At 51.7% G+C, this 24737-nt stretch carries 14 protein-coding genes and 2 pseudogenes; 12 read left to right on the forward strand and 4 right to left on the reverse strand.

Annotated elements, in window-relative coordinates:
- The first annotated feature begins 3 nt into the window (after nt 1–3).
- Complete coding sequence (gene brxL / locus AB7M22_RS07080; protein ID WP_454185687.1) at nt 4–2100, forward strand: BREX system Lon protease-like protein BrxL; 2097 nt, start codon at nt 4–6, stop codon at nt 2098–2100.
- A 60-nt stretch (nt 2101–2160) separates the two neighbouring features.
- Here the strand turns inward: brxL and AB7M22_RS07085 are convergent, their stop codons facing one another.
- Nucleotides 2161–2424, reverse strand: a complete 264-nt coding sequence (locus AB7M22_RS07085; RefSeq protein WP_454185688.1) for a hypothetical protein — start codon at nt 2422–2424, stop codon at nt 2161–2163.
- Nucleotides 2425–3330: 906 nt separating this feature from the next.
- Between AB7M22_RS07085 and AB7M22_RS07090 the strand changes: the two genes are divergently transcribed.
- The 3 genes from AB7M22_RS07090 (at nt 3331) to AB7M22_RS07100 (ending at nt 9117) form a co-directional block, all read left to right on the forward strand.
- On the forward strand, nt 3331–6465 hold the full coding sequence (locus AB7M22_RS07090) for an SNF2-related protein (protein ID WP_454185689.1): 3135 nt from the start codon (nt 3331–3333) through the stop codon (nt 6463–6465).
- A 15-nt stretch (nt 6466–6480) separates the two neighbouring features.
- Nucleotides 6481–8175 carry a hypothetical protein gene (locus AB7M22_RS07095; RefSeq protein ID WP_454185690.1) on the forward strand — a complete coding sequence of 565 codons (1695 nt, stop codon included), beginning with the start codon at nt 6481–6483 and terminating at the stop codon, nt 8173–8175.
- Between the two features lie 459 nt (nt 8176–8634).
- Complete coding sequence (locus tag AB7M22_RS07100) at nt 8635–9117, forward strand: GNAT family N-acetyltransferase (protein ID WP_032830703.1); 483 nt, start codon at nt 8635–8637, stop codon at nt 9115–9117.
- Between the two features lie 38 nt (nt 9118–9155).
- Here AB7M22_RS07100 and AB7M22_RS07105 read toward each other — a convergent pair.
- Nucleotides 9156–9311: pseudogene (locus AB7M22_RS07105) on the reverse strand (transposase domain-containing protein); the annotation flags it as partial.
- A gap of 38 nt (nt 9312–9349) precedes the next feature.
- On the opposite strand from AB7M22_RS07105, the gene AB7M22_RS07110 reads away from it, so the two are divergent.
- The 8 genes from AB7M22_RS07110 to AB7M22_RS07145 all read left to right on the forward strand — a co-directional run bounded on the left by AB7M22_RS07110 (nt 9350) and on the right by AB7M22_RS07145 (nt 23445).
- On the forward strand, nt 9350–10021 hold the full coding sequence (locus AB7M22_RS07110) for a TIGR04141 family sporadically distributed protein (RefSeq protein ID WP_454188763.1): 672 nt from the start codon (nt 9350–9352) through the stop codon (nt 10019–10021).
- Between the two features lie 587 nt (nt 10022–10608).
- Nucleotides 10609–12999 carry a hypothetical protein gene (locus AB7M22_RS07115; protein ID WP_454185691.1) on the forward strand — a complete coding sequence of 797 codons (2391 nt, stop codon included), beginning with the start codon at nt 10609–10611 and terminating at the stop codon, nt 12997–12999.
- Nucleotides 13000–14014: 1015 nt separating this feature from the next.
- Nucleotides 14015–17068, forward strand: a complete 3054-nt coding sequence (locus tag AB7M22_RS07120) for a toll/interleukin-1 receptor domain-containing protein (RefSeq protein WP_454185692.1) — start codon at nt 14015–14017, stop codon at nt 17066–17068.
- A 259-nt stretch (nt 17069–17327) separates the two neighbouring features.
- On the forward strand, nt 17328–18182 hold the full coding sequence (locus tag AB7M22_RS07125) for a 4a-hydroxytetrahydrobiopterin dehydratase (protein WP_454185693.1): 855 nt from the start codon (nt 17328–17330) through the stop codon (nt 18180–18182).
- Between the two features lie 151 nt (nt 18183–18333).
- The gene (locus tag AB7M22_RS07130; RefSeq protein WP_454185694.1) at nt 18334–20304 is read left to right on the forward strand and encodes a TRAFs-binding domain-containing protein; all 1971 of its coding nucleotides are present in this window, start codon (nt 18334–18336) and stop codon (nt 20302–20304) included.
- Between the two features lie 107 nt (nt 20305–20411).
- On the forward strand, nt 20412–21587 hold the full coding sequence (locus AB7M22_RS07135) for a patatin-like phospholipase family protein (RefSeq protein WP_454185695.1): 1176 nt from the start codon (nt 20412–20414) through the stop codon (nt 21585–21587).
- Between the two features lie 48 nt (nt 21588–21635).
- Entirely contained in the window at nt 21636–22430 is a 795-nt protein-coding gene (locus tag AB7M22_RS07140; RefSeq protein WP_454185696.1) for a hypothetical protein, read from the forward strand.
- Nucleotides 22431–22533: 103 nt separating this feature from the next.
- Nucleotides 22534–23445: a DUF4062 domain-containing protein gene (locus AB7M22_RS07145; protein ID WP_454185697.1), complete on the forward strand. Its 912-nt coding sequence runs from the start codon at nt 22534–22536 to the stop codon at nt 23443–23445.
- A gap of 89 nt (nt 23446–23534) precedes the next feature.
- Here AB7M22_RS07145 and AB7M22_RS07150 read toward each other — a convergent pair whose 3' ends face one another.
- Together AB7M22_RS07150 and AB7M22_RS07155 are read right to left on the reverse strand one after the other, a co-directional pair.
- A complete protein-coding gene (locus tag AB7M22_RS07150; RefSeq protein WP_454185698.1) occupies nt 23535–24392 on the reverse strand; it encodes a toll/interleukin-1 receptor domain-containing protein in 858 nt (285 codons plus the stop codon).
- A 154-nt stretch (nt 24393–24546) separates the two neighbouring features.
- Nucleotides 24547–24705 (reverse strand): annotated as a pseudogene (locus AB7M22_RS07155) (IS110 family transposase); the annotation flags it as partial.
- Between the last annotated feature and the right edge of the window lie 32 nt (nt 24706–24737).

Here is a 24737-nt window from a genome sequence, read left to right on the forward strand (position 1 = left end):
CCTATGGACGAACTCGACCAAAAGCTAAACGCGACTTTCGACGGGAAAGTGCTGCGCAAGGACTTGCTGCATCGGATCAAGAAAGGCACCAACGTACCTACGTTCGTCTTGGAGTTTCTGCTCGCTAAGTATTGCGCCAGTAATGATCAGGCGGAGATGGATGCCGGTATGGAGGCAGTGCTGTCGTCCTTGCAGGAGAACTACGTTCGCCCCGATGAAGCCAACGCCGCTCAGTCCAAGGTTGCCACTCAGGGCAAACACCGGTTCATCGACAAGGTTCACGTGCGCTATGTCGAGAAAGAGAAGCGTCACTGGGCATCGCTGGAAAACTTCAACTCGCAGCGGATTGCGATCGGCGAGAAGTTCTACCGCGACAACGATCGATTGCTTGAAGGTGGCATTTGGGCCGAGGTGACCCTGGCTCACAACGACATTGAGGAAGACGACTACGCGTTTTCTATCGAAAATTTGCGGCCGATCCAACTCTCGCGCTTCGACTTCGAACGCTACACCGAAGGCCGCGCGGCTTTCACGCGGGACGAGTGGATTGCGGCTGTTCTGCGGTCGGTCGGGTTGGAGCCAAGCAAGCTGTCGAAGCGGGTGCAGATGCATTTCATTGCCCGGCTGGCAGTCTTGGTGGAGCCGAATTACAACTACATCGAATTGGGTCCGCGTGGTACTGGTAAGTCTTACTTTTTTAGTGAATTTTCGCCTTACGCCACGTTGATCTCTGGCGGCCAGGCGACCAAGTCTACGCTTTTCTACAACAACGCACGCCGCAAGGTGGGCCTAGTTGGGTATTGGGACACCGTTGCATTCGACGAAGTGGGTGGGATCAAAGTGCGTGATCCGGACACGATCCAGATCATGAAGGACTTCATGGCCAACGGCCGCTTTTCGCGAGGTGCCGAGATCATTGCCGATGCCAGTTTGAGCTTCGTTGGCAACATCGATGTCTCGGTGCAGCAAGTGGTTAACTCCGACAAACACGATTTGTTCCAGCCACTTCCGCCCGAGTTTGACCTCGCTGTGATGGATCGTTTTGCTGCCTATATTCCAGGTTGGGAGATGCCAAAAAATAGCAGCGAGTTCCTGACCAGCCGCTACGGATTCATCACCGACTACTTAGCTGAGGCCTTCCATTACCAGTTCAAGCACACGAACCGGTATGAGGAGGTCGGCAAGCGTATTCGTCTTGGCAAGTCGATTGAGGGACGCGACGAAAAAGGCATCAAGAAAACCGTCTGTGCCTTCTTAAAGATTCTCCATCCGAATGGGCCTCCGACCGACGACGAATTCGAAGAGTACGTGGCCTATGCGACCGAGTGCCGCCGCCGCGTCAAGGAGCAGATGAACAAGCGTAAACCGGATGACGAGTTTGCACGCATTAACCTGTCCTACTTCAAATCGAGCGGCGAGGAAATCGTCGTCTTCTGCCCGGAGTCTAAGGATGCATTGGCGACGCAACAGCCGGCTCGTCGTAGGCTGAGTAAAACCAACGAGCAGCATGGTGCGGTTGTCGAAGTACAGTCCGTAGCGCAACCTGCACAGACCGTCGAAGTGGCGCGTTCATCGGCGCCGCAATCGATTACTCCGACTCATGCGGTGTTCGAATCTGTCACCTTGGAGGAACTCAAGGAGCAGCACTTTACAATCCTGTACGGGGACACCGGCTACAGCTATGAGTCGATCATAGGGCCGTATCTCCGAGGTGCGAAAACGGTTGTCATTGAGGACCCATACATTCGGCTGCACCACCAGATTCAGAACTTCGTTCGCTTTTGTGAGACGGTGCTAAAGGCCGGCACTGTGAAGAAGATCAGTCTGATCACGGGCTATGACGACAAGACGCAGTTGGCCGAGATCGCCGAAAAGCTCGAAGAACTCAAGCAGAGTCTGTTGGAGTTGGATGCCGAGCTGGAGGTGAAACTCAACCCTAACATCCATGACCGTGAGATCCGTCTCGACAACGGCTGGGTCATCAAGATCGGTCGTGGGCTCGATTTTTACCAAAAGCCTGGGGGGTGGTTCGAGATTGGAGCGAACGATCTGAGCCTTCGTAAGTGTCTGGAGACGAAGGTAGATATTTTCCGAGCTTGAGGTTACGGCTCATGACCGGGTGAGGTATGCGGCGACTCAGCTTGCGCTACAGCTTAGTTTCTATAGCCAGTGTCGAGGTATCTCTATTCCGTAGTTCTTCACCACGGTCTGTAGTGTGCCGATGATCTCAGCGTACCGTGTCTGATCTGCAGTGTGCCAGCTGGCGCGACGATCTAGAAGTGTTTTCAGCTCGCCCAGGTTGTACATGCCCAGTCGATGGAAATGCCCCAGCTGGGGATCACCGAACAGGTTGTAAATGACCACGGTGGCATCACGCTCACTGGCAAGGCGCTTATCGCCGATCAGCTTTTCGCATGTCCTCACAACGGTCTTGCATCGCTTTTTGTGCTGTGGTCTCGAGCTACGCCGGCTGCTGGGACCTGCTGTTGCACGATCTACAAGCGTTTACCAATTGAGAGTGCCTAAAAGTGTCAGCTCCTACCGAGAACACTGCCGAAATATGAGAATAAATATCGCTAAAACCTTGATAAAAATGGTTTTTCATTGGATAGGCCATCTTTTCTGAGTTCATAGTCCCTTGGGCGTACCTACTAGGAAAACAAACACTTAGGTCAACCTGTAATGGCCAGGGTGGTCCTTTGCATTCTATGGAATCTTGCACTACTCTCTACCGAGAAAGTAATGATGAGGTTATCTATGCTTTAAGTTGTATTTAATTGTTTTTATTGGTTTTTATTTCTGTGAATATTGGTTTGGGTAGGGGGTGTAAAACTGGCATAAAGTATCACTTGCTGTTGTTGCATAATATTCTTTAGTCAGGGAGGCTGAAATAGAAGGCAAAAGCCAAAGGCGGGGTGGATTGTAATACTTGTCACTCGGTGATGGCATTGCTGTGATCTTGGCCTTATCAAAGACTACCACTCTTGTAGTGGCAGTGTAACTGCCTGGGTCAATGGTAAATCACACTTGCTGATTGTCTTTATGTAAGTGCATAACAAGAGTGATGCACCGATTGGCCTGATTGGTAAGTTTAGATGCGCCCTAGTAAGGTGTACCGAGTCAGGGTACGGCTTAAATATCTCCAACCGGGCTTTGACCATCAGATGGAATTGGTCAAGTGAGGCTACGTGGTCGTAAAAGTAAAACAGATAGATATCGCTGGCCGTACGTTAATAGTTAATGCATGTCGTCAACTTTTGACGTAGCAGAACCCACAAAGCCCGCAAGTGAAAGGCCATCCATACAGAGAGGCGTAATAGTGGAGGTTGCATGAGCTTTGAAGCTGGCATTGCTGTGAGTAGCATCGATAATCCCGGTCGGCAGGGTGTGGTGACGAACACCCCGCCTCGTAAGAAGCCTTCAGGGCTTTACGTTCAGGTCCGGTGGTCCGATGGCGGTGTTGACTTCGTGCATGAGGAAGAGATCGAGCCTCTTGATAATCTCGACTCGCAGGACCCATTCTCGCTGGTGGACAAGGGGCGGTATGGACGTGCGGCGGATCTACGCTGCAACCTGACCTACGTGCACCTTTCTGGACGGCTGGCAAATCTGGTTTATGCCATGGGTATCACCAATACAGAATTCTACCCCCACCAGTATCGGCCGTTACTCACACTACTCGAATCTCCTATCAACGGTTTGCTCATTGCCGACGAAGTAGGCCTGGGTAAGACCATAGAAGCTGGTCTGATTTGGACGGAGCTTAGAGCCCGTTTTGACATGCGCCGATTGCTGGTGGTCTGCCCCGCAATGTTGCGGGAAAAATGGCGAGATGAGCTGCGCAATCGATTCGGCGTGGATGCCCAGATCGTGAAAGCAGAGGACCTGCTTGATGCTATGAGGCAGCCCCGCCATCAAATTGGTGAAGGCAAAGCCTGGATCATCAGCTACCAAGCTGCGCGTGCATCGCGTGCATGGAGGCCAGATGGAAAAACCAAACCGAAAAACCCCAGCGCGCGCTGGCAGTTGGCAGATTTTTTGTATGAGAACGCAGAAGAGGAGCCGCTTATTGACATGGTGGTCTTCGACGAAGCGCATTACATGCGCAATAGTGAAAGCGCCACGTGGAACTTGGGTGAATTGCTTCGCGGGGTGTCTGACTACCAAGCGATGCTCTCAGCCACACCGATCAGCCTCCAGAATCAAGATTTATTCAACCTATTGCGACTACTTGATCCTGACCATTTCAGTTCGGAGCAGGACTTCACTCGGCTAATTGAATCAAACAAGCCGCTGGTTGCGGCACGGGATGCGGTGCTCAACTATCAATCGAACAGCAAGCAGATAATGTCCCATTTGCAGGCCGCTGCCACCGAACAACTTCTGATGAACTCATTACAACTTGCGGCAGTACTTCGTGACCCGCCCACGGACGAACGGCTGGCAACAAAAGGTTATAGGGCTGAGCTAGCGGATACGCTTGAGCGCATGAATCTGCTCTCACATGTGATTGTAAGGACACGCAAGCGCGACGTGCAGGAGCGCCGCGTAACCCGCGATGTACGCAGAGAGGAGGTGGAAATGAGCCCGGTGGAGCGCGAGCTCTATTTAGCTGTTACCGAGACAACACGAGAGTTCGCCTGGAGACGGGGTATCAGCGACGGTTTCCTCCTAGCCAGTCCCCAGAGACAGGTGACTTCCTGTCCTGCTGCTGTCGCCGAGGCCTGGCTTATGGGAGGGAATAGTGCTGAGGAGTTAATAGAGGATCTGGAGGATGAGTACGAGGACGAACTTGAACTTGAAGAAGTGGACCAGTCACCGCTCCCCTTACGTGAGTTGCTGCGTGCAACCATACCTAGATCGGTGGATCTGGCGGCTCTTCGGCGTGAAGACACCAAGTTCGCCCGCCTTCTAAAAGTAGCAGGCGACTTCCTGAGGAACCACCCACAGGAAAAGATTGTGCTCTTCACCACTTTCCGCGCCACAGCCCGATATCTAGTTGAGCGTCTGCTCCACGAGGGATTCTCGTCCAGGTTACTCTGGGGTAATCAAGCCCAAAATAAGCAGGAAGTAATCGACGAGTTCCGACGGAGCAAGACTCTTCGAATCCTTGTTTCGACCGAGGTAGCCGCTGAAGGTGTGGACCTCCAATTTTGCAGGGTTTTAGTGAATTATGACCTGCCTTGGAACCCTGCCCGCATCGAGCAGCGTATCGGTCGCATCGATCGGCTTGGGCAGCAGGCAGATATAGTCCACATCTGGAACCTCTACTTCAAGGACACGATCGATCAGAGAATAGTTTCCAGGCTTCTAGACCGTTTGCGCATCTTCGAGGAAGCCTTGGGGGAGGCCGAGGCAGTGGTGGGTGATCAGATTCGCAAGCTGGAATCTTCGCTATTGAGCCGCCAGCTGACTCAAGTGGAAGAAGACGCGGAAATCGAGCGAGCAGCACAGGCGCTCGAAAATCTGCGTCTGCGTCGCGAGGAACTGGAGAGTAACGCCGCACACATGATGGCCCACGGTCAGCGGGTTATGGAACGAATCGAGGCTGCTCACGAACTTGCGCGTCGAGTCACGGAAACTGATCTCTACATTTATATTAAAGACTATCTCAACAAATACTGGCCTGGACATCGCTTTGCCCAAGAAACTGATGATAGCCGTCTAATCAGCATCCAACTTCCAGGAGAGCTGGCAGCAAGGCTGGATGATTTCCTCAGAGCGGAAGGATTGATAGGTAAGACACTGCTGGGTGCGGGCGGAGTGAGAATCTGCCGCTTTCTCAACAGGGTAAGCGAAATATCGCGCAGGGGTGAGGAGATAATTCATCAATTTCACCCTCTGATTCGTTTTATAAGTCGAGACCTTAAGGCGCGCAACGAACACTTTTACCCTTTGATTGCACTGCGTCTTGGTGGTAGCGAACAACAGAGCTATTTGCCGAACGGCACCTATGTCTTCTACGTACGCTCTTGGGCATTCTCCGGTGTACGGGAAGAGGAAGTTCTGGCCGTCGCCGCTTTGCGGCTACAAGACGGGGATGTGCTTGATGAAGACGCTGCCGATCAGCTAGTACAGCTCGCTCGCGTGAATGGCTGCGACTGGCTAGGTGCAGACCAGGCAGTAGCCCCCTGTCTTGTTCGAACCCGCCTCGAGGAGGCGGAGACCTTGCTCGATGGACGCTATCGCATAGCCTTGGAGCGGAAGAGGAATGAGAATTCAGACCGTGCGCACTTTCAACTCGACTCGATAGACCGCTACCTCGATCGCCGCCTACCCAAATTACACAACACGCTGCAAACACATATCGACGCGGGCCGGCCTTCCCTCGCCAATATGACGCAAGGGAAGATTGACAAACTCTTGGCCCGTATAAACACACGCCGGGAGCGTATCCGCGAAAAAGAAAAGGTACTCGCCGACCGGTACTTCGTTTGCGCAGGGATCTTGCAGGTCGATGGCTGACTTGAGGGAGGAGAGATGGGAAGCCTACAAGAAGAGCTCGCCAAGGTGTTTCCAGAGTTAGGCAGTCGACTCGTAAAGGAGAAGTCCGTAACAAAGACGGGCGATCAGCCAGTACCCCCATCACAGATCAAGTACTCATCCGAGCAAGATTGGAAAGATGACGCCCGGCCTCTCAAGCATTCCAAGGACTCAAGAACCCCAGAAATCGGCTCGGAGGTAACACATAAAAAAAGCCCACGGCCCGCTGCGAAGCCACCATCGAGTCAAAAACGAAACAAGCAACGAGCCCCCGATACACAAGCCTCGAAAATTGACAGCGGGGATATGAAATTTGTGCACGAGGTATATCACCCTGCATCGAAGACGTCCCCGCGTCCCCCTGCCAAAGTCGATACGATTACGATTGCCGAACTAGGCTTTGACGCCGTCAGCCAGGCAGTACTGACGCGGGTGTCCGAGTTCAAGATGCCTGAGGACTGGGTAAAGGAAGGATCCGCCTTGCAAGCAAATGGTGGTGGGACCTCACGTGCCTTATCCGTCAGAGTGGGCATCGATTTCGGAACAGCCTATACGAAACTCGCCATCAGAGCCGCTGACAAGGTGTTTTTTGTCGACTGGGATGGAGTTCGCAGCAGCCCCCATCGATATTTTCTGCCTGGCGAATTATCGTGCTGCACTGATGGGGGTGTTTGGCTGGGAAGAACGCCTGAGAAGTCCGAGGTGCTCAGTAATCTCAAACTGCCCTTTATCTCCAGCCACCCAGTACAGTCTCGGCAACTGGCGGCTGCAGTAGTTTTCCTTGCATGGGTGATGCGCTATGCGCGTGCTTGGCTATATCGACATCAGGCGCCGCTTGTTGGAAACAGGCGTTTAGTATGGGAGGTCAACCTTGGTATTCCAACGAATTCCTGGTTGTCACCATTAAAAGATGACTACAACCGTATCGGGTGTTGGGGGTGGCAACTTAGCCAAACTCACGACAAGCTGACCTTGGAAGCCGCCGACGCATTGATGCAAGCCACTCCTGTAGGTTTGGCCGACATAGGACTGGATGGTCTCTACCCTATGCCAGAGTTTGTTGCGCAGATTGCCGGCTACGTCAAATCTCCACAGCGTCGGAATGGCCTGCATCTATTGCTGGATGTTGGCGCCGGCACGATGGATGTCGCGGTTTTTAACGTTTATCGAGAATCACAAGAAAGCGAGGATCGATTTCCAATCTTTGCTAGCACCGTCAAACCATTGGGAACGCATTTCTTGATGGCTAGGCGATCTGATGAATTAGGCTTAAGCAGCCATCACTGGGATGATATTGAGGGAACCCCAACGACGGATAAACTCGCCGAACGCCTAGCAATAGATCGTGCTCTGCTTCTAAGCATCGATAAGTATTTCGCTTTACGTGTGAGCGATGTAATAGGTGAGATTCTTCACTATACCAAGGCACACCGCTATCCGAATGCCCCAGAGTGGACTGCGGGGATACCGGTTTTTCTCGCCGGCGGCGGCTCCACCTGCGATGTTTACCTACGCGCCTTAAAGCAAGCTTTCGAGAAGATCAAGGCGCAACCTCTGCGCACTCAGTTCCCAATGCTTGAGACTACGGCGGTCAGCAGCATAGGCCCCGATGATTTTCACCGGTTATCAGTAGCTCACGGGTTGACCTACGACGCAGTAAGCATAGGCAATATCATGCGCCTCATGAGATAGAAGACATTGAACGCCACGCAACGGTGCGAGAAAGACCGGATCGTGACGAACTTTATCCGAAATGACGTTTTCCGGCGGCCGCTTGCTGGAAGTGCCTGTGCTGGTCGAGGTATTGGGCCATGAAGGCTGACGAGATCTGTGCCTAGGAGCTCCGCCTCGTAGCGCTGACCATTGAGCAATTGCCGTTCCGGGTCTGGATATGTCCACTTTGCGTCGAAAGCCTCCGAACTATGAAGGGGAGGAGGTTGTATCGAATCTCACATTTACTGCGAGCATTGGAGCGGTTCAGCATTGAGGCGCTTTTTGACATTTAACGTAAATCACTTGTTCGTAAGCGTCCGGCGAACACATCCCCCTGAAGCTGATATGGAGCCATCGCCTCCATTGAACCGAGGCAGTAGTGGTTATGCGGATTCTGTTCTCTATAATGACTGACCGGCCATGTTTAGGGTGCTTGTTATGCCAGCCTCCGCTGATCAAAACTCCGCTGTCGTTTTATGCGCAGCTTCCAATAACGACCTGGAAGATCTGGTAGCCATCAGGATTGAGGCCATGCGCGAGAGCCTTGAACGGCTTGGACGATTTAACCCAGATCGTGCGCGCGAACGATTTCTTGGTGGGTTCGACGCTAACAGCACACGCCGCATAGAAGTATCAGGTGATCTGGTCGGTTTTGTCGTTATCAAAGACCATCAGAGCGAGCTTCTGCTTGACCACTTGTATGTGATACCCAGTGCTCAAGGAGCAGGAATCGGCTCTGAAGTTCTTACTCAGATTTTCAGAGAGGCTGATGAGATCGGGCGTCCCATCAAGGTTGGTGCTCTCAAGGAAAGCGCTTCAAATCGTTTTTACACTCGCCATGGCTTCGTGTTCGTCGAAAGCGGTGAATTCGATAATTATTATGTCCGGATTAACGGTAATGCCGTTAATTTGGGCGACTAGGCAGATCTTGATACGGTGCCCCGTCAGAGGTTGCACCGTTAGATGGGCATCCACCTGTGCGGCAGTAGGTCGGTAATCTCATTCGCCCGCTGCGTCGGCAGGCGCGTGAGAACATCCTTCAGATACGCGTACGGATCATGACCATTCAGCCGCGCAGACTGGATCAAGCTCATGATCGCCGCCGCTCGTTTGCCAAGTCCTCCTGGCCAAGCAGATCCTTGGCGCGGTCACGCTGCAATCGCTGAACTCGGAGCGCATCTACCTGTATGGCGCTGATGAGCAGCAACACGCTGCCTGGCCCGTGTACAGTTGCCTTGAGGCGGAGATCGAGTTCGAAGAAAAAATCTACCTGCTCAGCGAGGGGGATTGGTACCAGATTGATCGAGACTACACTGATCAGGTCAACCAATACTTCGAAGCGGCTACCCGATCCATCCTGCAGTTCCCTCGGTACGATACCGACCAGGAAGGCCCGTACTTAAGACGGGTCGTCGACAACGTAAATTTCTTTCTGCTTGATCAGAAGCTGATTCGTTTGAGCGGCGCTGCGGGCCCATTCGAGTTCTGTGACCTTCTGACGCTGGAATACCACATCATCCACGTAAAAAAGTACTCATCGTCCAGCGTCTTGAGCCATCTGTTCTCCCAGGCGTACGTGTCCGCAGAGGCGCTCATCAATGACCCCGACGTAACGGCTCAGGTCAATAGATATCTCGCTCAGGAGGGGGAGTTTCAGTTCGTATTCGACTCGGCCACGCAGCCTAGAAACAAGATAGTGTTCGCCATCATGCAAACCAACGAAGTCCTGCATATGCCCTTCTTCTCAAAGGTCAACTTCAGGCAGTTTTCTCAGCGATTGATCGCTATGGGGTATCAGGTTGAGGTGTGTAGGATCGCTAACTGAAAAACAATGGTGAATCGAGAAGATAGCTTTGACTGTAAGGTTGATTTGCATGACTTCCCCGCAATCGTAGAGGCCATGTCTCTTTGTGGGGTATAGCCCTCTTGAGGTTGGAAATTAGTGCAGATGAGCATCGGCTGGTACTTCACGCCAAGTCATCCAAGGATGAAAGACTTTTGACAACACCAAATTGCAGCAACCTCATCGCCCATCTGCGTTTGTCAACCTGCACCAATGGTCCCGCCTTAGACCCGGATGTTTCAATGGAAAGCATGGCCACCGAAGCGCCGAGCCTGTGTGCAACTGACGTCAGGAAAACTCGCCCGAGTGTACCGCAGCCAGCTGGTGTTGAGGCGACATCAGCGTTTTCCTCGCGATTGTTAACGACGCCAGGTATCTTCAATCTCGCCAATCTAAGTCCGACAGGGTGCGTATTTTTCAGATACTTGCAGGTGCAATAATACTGAAATGAAATAATTTTTATTGCAATTATGTATAGAGTGCGAAATTGGCTCTGACATACTCTGACGAATGGAAGTGAGCACTGGTATGGATAATTCTGGCACAGGTTAAAGTAATCGGTTTTTTATATGACAGCGGTTGCGGCTCTTGCGTCGAGCAGGAAATCTTCAGAGCGCATATTTGGCTACGATGTATTTATTTCTTTTGCATTGGGTGAACCGCCACGCGGTAATTTTCTCTACGCTTCCGACTTGACTCGGCGGTTACAAGATGCTGGGCTGGTTGTATTTTTTTGCGAGGAGGAGCTGGGCTATGAAGATACTTTGACCGCCTCAATACTCAAGGCGCTGGCCAATACAAAAGTGCTTATTGTAATTACCAATGCTGAAGTTCTTAAATATCCACGGTGGATCCAAACCGAGGTAGAGCAGTTCAGAAAATGTCACCCCCAAAGACCCATTATTCCTATCTCTCTCGATGGCTGTCTCCAAGCAATAGCAGCTGAAAAGACGGTAGTCGACAACTGGCATGGCTTCGAGAAACGAAAGTTTATTGTTGAGACTTTCGATGGTGGGGCTTCAAATACTGCTTCCTTGCAGACCTTCAACAGTATTGTTGCCAGCGTCGGACGTCTTCGTGCGAATACAAAATGGCGAGTGCTGGTAGTGTCCATTGTATTGTTGTTACTTGTGCTTACCGTAATTTCTTGGCGTATGAAATTTGCAGCCGATAATGCTCGTGACGAAGCCCTACACAAGCAGCATGCAGCGAATATGTTGGTAGTCGCTGCTGAGCAAACAAACGGTGAATTCCTCAAGGCCGCAGACAGGGCATCAGAAAGCAATGTCTTCCCGAAATCATTTCAGGAAAATATACAGCAGGCTTTATTTCAAAAAGCCGTGGTAGCCGATATCCAGGGTGTAAGTAGTATAAAATTAATTAAGGGCGGGTCGTCCAGTAACTTTGTCCTTGGCAGTCGTTATCAAAGTGTTCGTATATTGCCTGTGAGCGGCAAACAGGACGCTTATGATTGTGAGAATTTTGCACGCGATTTTTCTAACGTGGCAGTTTCAGCTGATCATTTTTTTTGGGTAGGATATGATGTTGGGACTTCGGATGAAGGATCAGCGATAGTACGACGTTGGCCTGATTGTGAGGCATTGGGGTCAGAACTCTCCCGTTGGGAAGACATGTTGTCGCAAACCCGCTCTAATATGCCCCTGCAATCGTTAGTGCCTCTGCCGAAGCAGCGTTTGCTGGTGGGATGGTTAAATGGCCGGTTAGAAATTTACAATGCTAATGCTCAAAGCATATCTCTCCCTATTAAACCGCTCCCTTTAGCGGCGGTGTGGGCAGATAGCGAAGGAAATCGACTTGCAGTGCTTGATCAAGGAGATCAATTGCGGCTCTTCGATCTGGAAGGTAAAACAATTGGCTCGCCAATGAAACTGACCATAGGAAAACCAGAGCGCACTACCTCAAGAGCTTGGATGAGCTTTTTCGGGAACTTGGCAGATGGGAAGCCCCAGGTGTTGAAGGCTAAAATACACAACAAAGTAGTTCGTAAAGATTTGGTGTTGATAGTCGTACCTGAAGAAACCGGGGCGATTCTGTTGCTTCAGTATTTTGAAGGTGAGAGTGACCCGCTTTTGGATGCGGCTGCGGTGAAAGATGAAGTGAGTGGCTGTAGCTATTCTTATTATTTAACATCGAAGAGGATTGGGAGAGTTTTGCTGCATGATCGGTGTTTAGGTGACGATGAAGAGCGGAAAGTTGAAGTTGATTACCCTCGTTCAAGTTTAGGTTATACGGCCGGGGGTTTTTGTCAGAATGGCGGATTTGTTGTAGGAGATTGGGAGGGAAATGTTTATTGGATGCGCTATGCTCACTCGCTTTTCGAAGATTTGAAAGTTGAAACTGAGCATGTTGAGCACTCATGGCCTGATGCAGTATCTGGTGTTGCGTGCGCTGTCGATGATTCAGCTTATGTGTCATTCAGAGATCACGGCGTGAAACTGTTTACACCGTCATGGCGATTGCATGAGCGTGAACTAGACAGAAAGATAATCATTCCCGCTTCAGATGACTCCTCTTCAAGTGATTTACCGGAGAAAGACGTCGTGTGGGAGGTGAATACGTTCCATGGGCCTGCAACTCTGTACTTGCACCCCGGCCAGGGGGATATTGAATTGGTTTCCCAAGAGCAACTGGTCTGGAGAAAAAATTTCGCTCGACCAAGAGCCTATGAAACAGGAGACTTTACCGATGCGATTCAATCCGTCGTTATGGATTTCGCTCGCAATCGATTTTGGGTTTTGACTTCTTTCGGTCGTCTTTCTCTTGTTGAATTGAATACCGGCAGTATTTTAGCTCGCTTTGCTACTAATTTTTTCTCAGCAGCTCAAGCAATTCCTTCAGGGTTCGATAAACTAGTTGTGTCTAATCAAGGCGGTGTTTCTTTCAGTTATGAGCTGAATGGAAAAATTATTGAGGTGGCTGTAACGCCAAAAGTCGAATAGCGCCAACCAAGATGGTTGCTTCTTGGTTTAAAGAGATACTCAGTAATAGCCTGCTCCCCATTCTTGGCAAATTGAGTACCTCTAACCAGCTACCTTGTTGGCGCTGGTGCGATTTTGACCCCGACTGCTGATTTTGACTGACCCACATGCTGCATCCGAAATCGCCCGCAAGGTCTTCATTTTTGAGTACTCGGGTGGTTCAATGAATTCCGGCAGCCTAGGTCAAATCAGCGCCAAGACATCGGAGCCTGCGGCGTCGACGATCCGAACCAGACCTTTGCCTTCGAGTTGAAACCGACGACGCTCAATGCCGACCCGAAGGCGTTGGAAGTAACAGGGCTTTCGCTTGAGCGCCTCGCGAAGGTGGGGGGCTTGAACCTAGCAGGGTATGCGAGCTTTCAAGGCGTGGGCGGTGCAGATGACAGGAGATGACTCAATAGCGGTTTTTGTGGGGTTCACGCACTGTTTGATTGGTCATTCGTGAATTATTACTTCCATCGGTATCCGGGCGAAAATCCTTTTGGTTTCGCTGCGCTGGATATTAAGTCTATGTATATGGGCGCGATGAAAATGGACGGATACTCGCTCCAGTAGAATCGCAGAGGCACTTAATCCGAAGCGAGGAGGCGATCATGACGCGCTACACGATGCCCTTTATCAAGCTGAGCTTTTTTGTATTACTCGTAAGCTGATGAGAGACGAGTAACGCCTGTTCCACTATTTAGAGTCACGGGGCAGGCACACGCCCCGATAGTTAATACCTGCGCTTGATTTGGGTGGTGGTATCCATGATTTTAATACTCGCGGCCGTCGGTGTTCTGGAATATCGCGGCAACCTCGTGTATGTGCTCTCGAACTATGGCCAGGTATTGGTATAGCATCGTCAAGTCACTGCCTCGATCGGAAAAATTGTTGTTTGTCGCCAATTCAGTACTGGATTTTTTCTCGCGGCAGCCAGTAGGGAGTACAGCTTCAGTGACGTTTTAGATGCCAATATTAACTATCTGAGTAAGCCATGGAAGAAGTACGAAGCACCTGCACTAATGTTCGAAAGTACCGGGCATTCATCAGCTACTCTCACGAGGATGGCGAGGCCGCAAAATGGTTACACAACGCCCTTGAGACTTGGAAGCTGCCATCAGGCATACGGGCGCTGGTGCGGGAGCAATGGGGGGGGGTGCGTCGTCTTTTTCCTGTCTTTATCGACCACGGAGAGTTGTCAAGTTCGCCCAGTCTTCAGGAGGCGCTCAAGCAAGCACTGGACAATTCCGATGCCTTGATCGTGCTCTGCTCACCCCTATCGGCTACGTCCAAATGGGTGAATGATGAGGTTCTGCATTTCAGGCGCACGAGACGAGGCGAGAAGATCATCACCGTCATGGTCGATAGCGCCCCAAAGCGCACGAATCATGGGTTGCCGAGTGACGAGTACTTTTGTCCGGCCTTGCGTCATCCGTTAGGTGAAGACAACGAGCTTGATGTGAGTCTGCGTGAGGAGCCTCTTGCAATCGATATGCGTGAACGGTCCGGCATTAGTCGTCGGGACGTATTGCTCAAGGTTATCGCCGGCATTTTGGGGGTGGATTTCGACCAGCTAAAACGGCGCGAACGTAACCGTAAGCGAAACTGGTGGATTGCCTGCTCGGTAGTGATTTTTGCTGGGTTGATGTTACTTGTCTGGAGTCTTTATTCGAAAGATCAAGCCAGGAGGGCCGGGATCGAACGTCAGTCGGTTGAGCTGCTGTCCATTGCGGATGCGCGCTTTCGCCGTCTTGACTACGACGACGGAAGTGACTTTCTGCAATCGTCGATCAAGTTACGCCAGGGGCTGGGGCAGGCGCCGTCCTCGGAACAGTTGGCACTGATCTACCGGACACTGCTGGACAAGCGGGTCAGCATGCCATTCAGCGAAGTGACGACAAAGTACGATTTACAGAGCCTGGCCCAAGGCTCCGTGTTTTTGGTGCTGTTAGAAGGTGCACGTGTCGCGCTGATCAATAATGCTGATCCGAGTGTGCTGAGTTACATCGATATGGCGCCGGTTCTCGAGCATTTCCTTCAACAAGGTATGAGCGCCACGGACCTGCAAACGGCGCTGCAGGGACAAGGCGTCGAAGCCGACACGCAGGGCCGCAAGTTGTACCTGCTGATCAAGAATCAGCTGTTTACCTTCAATATGGATAGCGGCAAATTCCAGGACTCGCTGGACCTCGCTCAGGAACGTGACTTTTCGAGTATTCCACCCATTCAACGAACAGACTTTCAGCTTTACTGGGTCGGTGAGCAGTTGATTGTCGAGTTTGGTCGAGAAGCCAAGTCCGTTGCCTTTCGGCTTCCCGGTGGCGGCTGGAAAGTGATTAGCGGTCGTAGCGTCTCTGATTGGGACGATCACACCGGCGACGTTTTCCTGAATGATCAGGGGCAGGCCATTGAGCGCTATCGAGATGCTCAACTGCAGGGTCGTCTGCCCATCAATGTGAATCGCGATTTTGTCCTGGGCTCTCGAAACGGTTTGTTGAGCGTCATCGACATTTCAACTGTGGGCACGTCAGTGATCACGCTCGAGACTGAAAAACTCAAGCCCCTGTGGCGCTGCCATATCGTGTCGGGGAAAGTCCTTCAGGCCGACCCTATCGCTGCTGATCAGTTGCTGGTGCAAACCGAGTCGCCCGCCATGCTATGGCTCTATCGCCGCGACCAGCAGGACTGTCATGTCGTGGGCATCTACCCCAGTGCCGCAACATGGTTCGACTACGTGCCTGAGTGGCGGCAATTGGTCCTCACGCAGTCGAATGGCAGCGAATGGGTCAGGGTCACCGATGAAGGTTTCGAGAGGGTTGCGCAACTGCCTTATTCGCGTGCGGCCATCACACCCAAGGGCGAGGGATATGCCGTCCACAACGAAAAGCTGCTGAAAGTCTGGCCTCAAGGCCGGTTTTTTGGAGAATCGTTGAAAGGGAAATATCGGGCGTCTGGGAAGACTTCAATGTTCTTTGCGACGACCGATGGCATACGCGCGATCGCGGCAGGTAGTGACATCGCGCCCGATGCGCATTGGGTGCGCTCCTATAGTGGTAAGACTTATCAGCTATCAGATCAGCACGGTGAAGTTTTGAATGAACTCAACCCGGTGATAGATGACATAACGATTGGCACCATTCTCCGCCGCGTATCCTTCGATGCGAACTCGCCTTCGAACAGTGATGGGTTGAGTCGCCTGCTGGCTCAAGATATACGCAGACACGGCAGTTTTTGGCACACGCCTATTCTCGACAATCCCTGGAATGGCAACATCTATGGTGAGACGTTCAGTGTGCTGACTCGCATCAATATTAAATCCAACCAATTTCAGGTACTGCCCGCGCCCGCCGGCAGGCATTCAGTCAACGAGGCAACTGGCGAGGTGTGGACCCGAAGTTCTCTGGATGCGGACTCGTTGACCTATCTGCCGCCGCAGGCCCAAAACGCTACGAAGATCGAAGGCAGCTCGGCCTATTTTTCCGTGGGCCTTGGTGAGTCGCCTTGGCACAGTCTTCGCGGCCAATCCGGTCTTGTATTTTCGGCCGATGGTCACAACACGCTGGTGTTCAACACCAAAGGCCGATGGGCGATTATTGACGCTCATCAATTGCAACCGGCTGTTAGCCCGGCCACTCGGGACCTTGCAATAAAATCAGCGGTTTTCCAGGCACAAGGCTGGCTAATGACAACCCGCGATGGTCGCTTGGTGCGGATGTCTACCGACGGCACTACGCTTTTGCAGCAGGCCCCATTGCGCCCGGGTGCCAGTCAGATCGTCGACCTCAGCGACCAAGGTCTCGTCCTTGTGCAAACGAGTGAAGGCGTCGCCTTGCACGATGCTGTGACTCTGGCTGAAGTAGCGTTGATACCCGGTTACGGGGAATTTCATGCCTTGGGCGCTGGTCAGCAGGTACTGCTGGCAGTGAGTAACAGTGAGGGTGATGAAAAATGGAACATCTATCGATTGCCTGCCTTCGGTAACCACCTGCTGGAGCGAGTGGATGAACTGCGTCTGACACAACGGGGAGCCTCTGATATCACCCGATAAGCCAGCCCAAAGTCTTCCCGGTGATCAGGCGCCTGCATTCTGGATGCGTATGAGGTTGTTGTACCAGGACATGAGGCCAGCGTTTTCATAATCGTGTAATGCTGTTGTCACTGATCCTGCGGTTGCTCCGATTTTTCTGAGCTAAAGTGAATGCTGAGAACTAAGCTCCGGAAAATCGGAATGGCTGTCGAAGTCATGAATGGCTAACGGTAATTTCAGAGTTTTTCTGAACAATTGCGATAGATGCTACGGAGGGCCTATGAAAAAGCTTTTTATTTCGTACCGTCGTCAGGACAGCGGCCCGAGTGCAAGATATATCGCCGCCGAATGCACGCATCGCTTTGGCGAAAAATCGGTTTTTATCGATACCGACTCCATTAGGATGGGCGATAAGTGGGGCGAAAAAATAATCGATGCGCTTCATGAGGCCTCCATCATAATCGTGATTATCGGGCCCAACTGGTTGCATGCGCATGATGAACACGGGCGAAGACGAATAGATAACGAATCTGATTGGGTCAGGAACGAAGTTTTATATGGTCTGTCATCCCGAGCCAAAGTCATACCGTTGTTGGTTCAAGGCGCCAAGGGCATGGGCCACTCAAGTCTGCCCGATGCTTTGGTCGAGCTCGCCAATATTCAAAATTACGAAGTATCAGATGCCCACTGGAAAAGGGATATGCGAAGTCTTTTTAAAGTGCTTGAGGGGCATGGGCTTGCCTCGATTAAAAGAAATGCGAAATATATTTATCCGGCCGCACTGGATCAAACACTATGTTTGACTGAGCTGGAAATTAGTCAGTGCCTTCGAGAGTTGCCTGAGTGGGAAATCAAAGAGTCAACGGAAGAAAGTGGTGAGGGTGTCATTGATGTTAAAGAGTTGTGCAGAAATTACATGTTCAGCTCTTTTGATGACTGCATGCATTTTATGATGGTCGCCTCTCGCGCTATTTCGAAAATGGAACACCACCCGCGCTGGGAGAATCTGTGGGTTAATTTAAGTGTTAGTCTTTCAACGTGGGATATTGGCAGCACGTTGTCTTATAAAGATGTCCGGCTGGCGAAGTATCTGGATGAGTTGTTTATAGCCTATAAGAAAGCCAGTATTTACTGAGCCTCTCAGAGACTCGTTGCGGTCGTCCTTGGCCTGCACGTGGGCCACGGACAACGACTAGACGATCCATATTTTTATCCTATATTGGTGGACACGGTGCTTATTACCCAAGGCAAACGTTCCATGCAGTTCCCATTTCAAGGAGAAGCGCTTGAAGCTCCACGCCTTTGTGGCCATGCCTTTTGGTACTAAACCGGCGCATGACGGGAAAATGATCGACTTTAATCGTGTTTACGCCGAGTACATCGAACCGGCGTTGCGTGATGCCGGTCTGGAGGTGTTCCGCGCTGACGAAGAAATCCGAGCGGGGGACATTCGCACCGACATGTTCCAGGAGTTGTTGATGGCGGATGTCGTCATCGCCGACTTGACACTGGACAACCCCAATGTCTGGTATGAACTTGGCGTGCGACATGCGCTTCGTGCGCGAGGTGTGGTGCTTGTCCAGGGGCCGAGACAGAGCCAGCCTTTTGATATCTACACTGATCGTAAATTGCGTTACAACCTGAAGGACGGCGCCCCTGACCCGGCTACACTGGCCCTCGATCGCAAGTGTCTCACTGACATGGTGCGTGCGACGCTTGATGCTTGGCATGGGCGCAAGGTGAGTCCGGTGTACAGCTTGCTTCCGCACTTGCGCGAGCCTGACTGGAAGAAGCTGCTGCTCGAACAACACAACGAGTTCAGCGCTTCCTATGAGGAGTGGTCCAATCGGCTGGAAATAGCACGGCAGAAAAGGTTGGCGGGCGATATTCTCGTGCTGGCCGAAGAAGCGCCGACAGTGGCGTTGCGCATCGAGGCAAAAAGCGCGGCAGGGGACGCACTGCTCAAGCTTCGGCATTACGATTTTGCGCTGGAGCAATTTAACGCCGTACTGGCTCTCGATCCGAAGAACAAGTTTGCGCGTGAGAAAAAAGCGATTTGCTATGGTCGTCTTGATCGCAAGGTTGAGGCGCGAGAGGCGATGCGCCATCTGACCATGGACTATCCAAACGATCCGGAAATCCGGGCGCTTGCCGGGCGTGTGGAGAAGGAGAACTGGATCAATCGTTGGCGCTCTCAAGGCTCTACTCCGACAGAATGGACAGACGCCGCGCGGTCGCAGGACTCGGCGCTGACTCAAGCCATCGAGCCGTATTACAAAGCGTTCAGCAACGCTCCGGATCACTATTATTCCGGTATCAATGCACTGACCTTGAGCTTTCTGCGCCGTCATCTCGGAGGGGAAGCCAGCGCCACAGCGATAGATCTGTTGACCGGGGGCGTGCGCTGGTCGAGCTTCGCTGCGCGAGAGCGCAACCGCATGGACTACTGGGCTCAAGCGAGCTATGCCGAGTTTTGTTTATTGGTGAGTACGCTTGAGGACGTGAGGAAAGAGTATCGAGCCACTGCCGCCGCTACGAATCGTGACTGGTTCGCGCTGGACTCCATCCGCCAGACACTTTGCCTGTTGCGCGATCTTGAGTTCCGGCCCGCCGAAACAGCCGTCGCGCTCGATATTATCGATCAGGAAATAGCCATTAGCTCCCCCCCATTCGAACCGCGCCAGGTATTCCTGTTCAGTGGTCATATGATCGACACCCCTGATCGCGCGGTTCCTCGCTTCCCGGCAGACAAGGAAGCCGTCGCTGCCGAAAGTATTGCCGCAGCGCTTAAAAGCTTCGGTGCTGGCCCCGGTGACCTCGCGTTAGCGCAAGGTGCATGCGGTGGAGATCTGTTGTTCCTCGAAGCGTGTCAAAAGCTCGGCGTGCGCCTGCAACTGATGCTGCCACTTCCCGAGCCCGAGTTCATTGAACGCTCCATACTGCCCTCCTTGGGTGGTGAGCAGTGGCGTACCCGCTATTTCGATCTCAAGAGTCAGCTAGAGGTTGCGCCGCGTATCATGCCGACCGAACTTGGTTCACCCCCCAAATCCAGCCCCGATGAAGCCATGAGTCCTTTTGAGCGCTGCAACCTGTGGTTGCAATACAGTGCGCTTGCATGGGGGGTAAACAAGGTGCGGTTTATCTGCCTGTGGAATGGCAGCGGTGGCGACGGACCGGGTGGCACCGAGCATATGTACAAGGAAGTGAAGCGCCGGACGGGGCGAGTAGCCTGGCTGGATACACGCAAGCTTTGGTAGGGAGGCGATTGAATCGACTGCGTATCGTCAAATATGAGCTACACCTAGCAATGTCCGGAATTCACTGATTCACCCTAAGCCGCCAACCAAATATCTGAGCATTCACCATGAGCCAACAACTCGTCAGCCGCATCGAATCTGCTGAACCGAAAAAAATCCTTGCCTGTGACGGCGGTGGTATTCGCGGCCTGATGAGCGTCGAGATCCTGGCCAAACTCGAAGCTGATTTGCGTATCGCTAAAAATGCGCCAACGCTGGTTCTTGCCGATTTCTTTGATTTTGTTTGCGGTACCAGTACCGGTGCAATTATCGCTGCGTGTATTTCTGCGGGGATGTCCATGGACGATATTCGTGCGTTTTACGTGGGCAGCGGCAAGGACATGTTCGACCCCGCATCGGTGTTTAAACGTCTGCAGTACACCTACAAGGCCGATCCCCTGGCGACAAAACTGCGTGTGGAACTGGACCGAGCACTGAAACATTCGTCGACACCGCAAGAGCCCAACGCCACGCTGGGTAGTCATGGACTACGCACGTTGTTGATGATGGTGCTGCGCAACCACACCACCGACTCACCCTGGCCGGTGTCCAACAATCCTCGCGGAAAATACAACCAGCTTCAGCGCAAAGACTGCAACCTGCGTTTGCCGCTATGGCAGTTGTTGCGTGCCAGCACCGCGGCTCCGACTTATTTCCCGCCCGAAGTTGTAACCTTTGCCCCGAATACCGACGCTGAGTACCAGTTTGTTTTCGTTGACGGTGGAATCACGACGTACAACAACCCGGCCTTCCTGGCGTTTCAGATGGTGACTGCCGAACCTTATGCGATTAACTGGAAAACGGGCGCCGACAAATTGTTGATCGTTTCGGTCGGCACCGGCAGCGCCGCTGAAACCTGGCAGGATTTGAAGGTGAGTGACATGAACCTGGTTCACTACGCCAAAAACCTTCCGGGGGCACTTATGAATGCGGCCAGTGCAGGGTGGGACATGGCTTGCCGGACACTGGGGGCGTGTCGTTTCGGAGGGGCGATTGATCGAGAGTTTGGCGAAATGATGATGGTGAAAGACAACGTCAAATCGACCTGCCCGAATTTGTTCAGCTATGTGCGTTACAACCCTGAGTTGACCCGGTCCGGGCTGGATGGGCTAGGTCTCACAGACGTCGACCCCGGTACCATTTCGAAACTGGACTCAGTGGCGAACATTCCGGATATCCAGCGTGTTGGTGTGTCTTATGCGGCGCGGAGTGTCTCGCTCTCACATTTGAAAGGTTTCGTGTAATTCATTGTGCTGCCCGCGGTCGGGATTTGCGTAACGAGGTCAGGACGTATGCCTCAACACTTTATTCACTATGTGCCTAGGCGAATCGTATTGCGATTCCCTGATGATCCCAATCATCCCTGGTTCGCAGGTGTACAAGACCTCGGTGCCGGTTTTTCCTGCCCGAAATTTCATGTCAGTCGCCGTAAAACCGGACCCACACAGCAGGTGAGAAAGGGGGATACGATTTGGATTTTTGGGCAAATTTTTTCACCGTGGGGTGCTCTTCCTCCGGGCCTTTGTGCGCGCATTGAAGTTAAACACGTTGAAAAGTCAAACGATGGGAAACTTCGGTTTATTGCAACGAGGCACTCGCATTGGTTTCCGTTATCCGATGTTTCACAGGTTCTTCCTGATCTTGAATCGGTAACGGGGCAAGGGCGTATAAACCCATTGTTCAAAGATCCTGAGGCCCCCATTGGCCGGAGCTTGCAGAGCATGCGGCTTTTGGCCTCGGCTGATCCTTTGGAGGAGCATCTTGGGAGACTGAGTCTTCAACCGGTAAACTTCATCAGTTACCGGATTTGCGATGGTACCCATTCTGCGTTCATAAAGACGCAGGCGCTTCTCGCGCAGGGGCAGACGGTCTTCTGGGATCGATGGTGCCTTCCTCGCCGACTGGCAGAGCGACGTGAGCTGGTCGGTAGTGAGGTACTGGATCGTCACCTGATGAAGCAACTTGCGTCAGCGGGGGTGGTATGGGGAGTCGAGTCCCCCGCTTATTCGGCGCGGGGTAGTTACTCGGCGAAAGAAAAGCGCAAGGCTGTTCGCTTGGGTACTTACCAATCTGTGCCTGACTTTTAGTTAGGGTAAGTGTGTTTTTACAGATAAACTGTAAACTTACTGTGTTTGCTCTGCATCACGAACCTGTTTGCTCCTGAATCGACTTCAATGAGGAGTGTCGCCCATGAGTCATCGAGTCTTTTTGTCCTCAACATTCACGGATTTGGTGGAGCACCGCAAGACTGTTCAGGCAGCTATTCGCCAACTGGGCGCAATTGATGTTTCGATGGAGAACTTTGGCGCACGGGAGGAGCGACCTGCCGACGAATGTATTCGCTTGGTGCAGCAAGAAAGTGATGTTTTTGTGGGTATCTACGCCCATCGGTATGGTTATGTACCCGACGGTGCTGAATTATCCATTTCCGAGATGGAGTACAAGGCAGCTTCAGAGGTGTCACTCCCAAGGTTCATCTATATTGTTGACGAAAGCCACCCTTGGCGTCCTGGATATATTGACATGGGAGAGAGCCGGGCGCGTCTGGTGGCGTTCAAAGGGGAGCTTCAGAGGCGTCACATATGTCAGGTTTTTGATACTCATGACCACCTCGCGGCTAAAGTCGCTGCGGATGTTGGCCGACACATTGCCCTGCAAACAACTCAGAAAGTGGGAGCCACCAGTCCTGCGCCTAGTATTAGTTTTGAGTCCCTCCAATTCGCTTCTATCGAAACACCTGAGCAGTGGAATGAACAACGTAATGCGCTCTATGCGGAACATCGTGGGGTATTTCTCACCCATATCATCAAACCATCGTCGATTCCCGGTCAGACGTTTGATGCTTTCATCTACCTTATTCGCCATAAAACTGAGGATCTGTCTGATGTTCGGATCGCAGAATTTTTTCTGGGTTCGTATTGGGGGAATAAGGTCTTTCCAGCTGTTGAGCAGAATGGATTTATTGGTATATCTACATCCGCATTCGGTACATTTCTTTGCATTTGCCGAGTTACCTTCAAGGATGGTACGTATGTAGATCTTGAGCGTTATATCGACTTTGAAATGCAGCGTACAGGAGGTGCCAGCGTGTACAACGTGTGATCGTGCATTTCAAGGCCTGAAGCGGTTCGGCGCTTGGATAAATATATGTAGCCGCTGGGCTGTGCCGGTACTTAGTGGAGCCTTTTTTGTTATGAGTAGCCAAATGCGTCGATATCAATTTTATTGTCACTAATAAAATCAATGAGATGTCGATAGCTTGCCAGAAGGGCTCCCCTAGATGACCAATTGTTGGATTCATCCTCTATACCAGGATTGATAAAGTTTGCGTGGCGTGCGATATAGTAATCTGGGATGTTACCGCCGAGACAAGATTTAGTATGTCCCCAGTCTTGGCTGAATACATTATTGAAATTGCTTAAAAAATAAGAAACAGCTTCATAAAGCTGTTTGTTGTTGCCTGCGCTTGACTCGACTCCTTTACTTCTTGATAGAAGTCTTGTGAGCTCCAGGACTTCTTCGAGTATGTCACGATCTGGTCGAGACGGCCGATTAATGCTATAGCTGCTTTCTTCAAGGATCAGAGCAACTTTTTCTTCAAGTTTTGGCCACCACATGTCAAACACTTCACTTAATACTTCGTCGCTTAGCTTTGAGGAGGTGTTGGAAGAGTTAATTGTTTTAATTAGTGTCTTAATATCCATCCTTGAAAAAATGGTTGTCTGGAACTGTGTGAGTGGTCCAGAGATATCTGAGTTTTCAAGATCGAATAGTATTGGGCATACCAGTGACTGCTCAACCTTCTTTGATATTGCTCCAGCCTCGAACATGATCCATGGGCTGTTCAAATTGTCTCGGGTAATACAGAAGATTCCAACCGTTGAACTATCAAGTTCCTTGGCAATTTCAGAGGACCATCTGTTTCCTTTTTCTATGTCACTCGGTGTGAAGTAGGGTTCGACCGTCTGAAGTACTGCTGGCAACCATGTTCGTATCGCTTCGGCCAGTTTTCGGCTGCGCTCTCCAGACCAACTGATAAAAACCTTCATTGCTCACGTCTTCCTTAATGGTTATTTTTTCATCCAAGCATGAAATGCCGAGGGCTGGGAGGCAGACCACGATAGTCTATTGAAGAGCATTCAACAGACGTTAATGAGCAGTCGGTGCTCTGCCAACAAGCGAGTATTGTAGATCGTTACTGACATCCATCGCTATGGTGCAGGGCTTCAGCCTTGCGGCAAACTCAAGCAAGCGGCTGCGATTGAATTTCTTGCGCAGTACTTCCTTGCCTTTGGCGTCGTGCCCTATTAGATGAAAGGTGCTTTTTCCAATATCCAGGCCGAGGAAGTCCAAGATGTCCATGAGAGGTCTCCGCAAGTCAGTGAGAACCCCGG

Source organism: Pseudomonas sp. ADAK2 TE3594, assembly GCF_053628675.1.

Coding starts and splice junctions, on each gene's coding strand:
- AB7M22_RS07125 (WP_454185693.1), top strand. CDS start 17,328: ATGAAAAAGCTTTTTATTTCGTACCGTCGTCAGGACAGCGGCCCGAGT.
- AB7M22_RS07095 (WP_454185690.1), top strand. CDS start 6,481: ATGGGAAGCCTACAAGAAGAGCTCGCCAAGGTGTTTCCAGAGTTAGGC.
- AB7M22_RS07090 (WP_454185689.1), top strand. CDS start 3,331: ATGAGCTTTGAAGCTGGCATTGCTGTGAGTAGCATCGATAATCCCGGT.
- AB7M22_RS07115 (WP_454185691.1), top strand. CDS start 10,609: ATGACAGCGGTTGCGGCTCTTGCGTCGAGCAGGAAATCTTCAGAGCGC.
- AB7M22_RS07135 (WP_454185695.1), top strand. CDS start 20,412: ATGAGCCAACAACTCGTCAGCCGCATCGAATCTGCTGAACCGAAAAAA.
- brxL (WP_454185687.1), top strand. CDS start 4: ATGGACGAACTCGACCAAAAGCTAAACGCGACTTTCGACGGGAAAGTG.
- AB7M22_RS07140 (WP_454185696.1), top strand. CDS start 21,636: ATGCCTCAACACTTTATTCACTATGTGCCTAGGCGAATCGTATTGCGA.
- AB7M22_RS07145 (WP_454185697.1), top strand. CDS start 22,534: ATGAGTCATCGAGTCTTTTTGTCCTCAACATTCACGGATTTGGTGGAG.
- AB7M22_RS07120 (WP_454185692.1), top strand. CDS start 14,015: ATGGAAGAAGTACGAAGCACCTGCACTAATGTTCGAAAGTACCGGGCA.
- AB7M22_RS07150 (WP_454185698.1), bottom strand. CDS start 24,392: ATGAAGGTTTTTATCAGTTGGTCTGGAGAGCGCAGCCGAAAACTGGCC.
- AB7M22_RS07100 (WP_032830703.1), top strand. CDS start 8,635: ATGCCAGCCTCCGCTGATCAAAACTCCGCTGTCGTTTTATGCGCAGCT.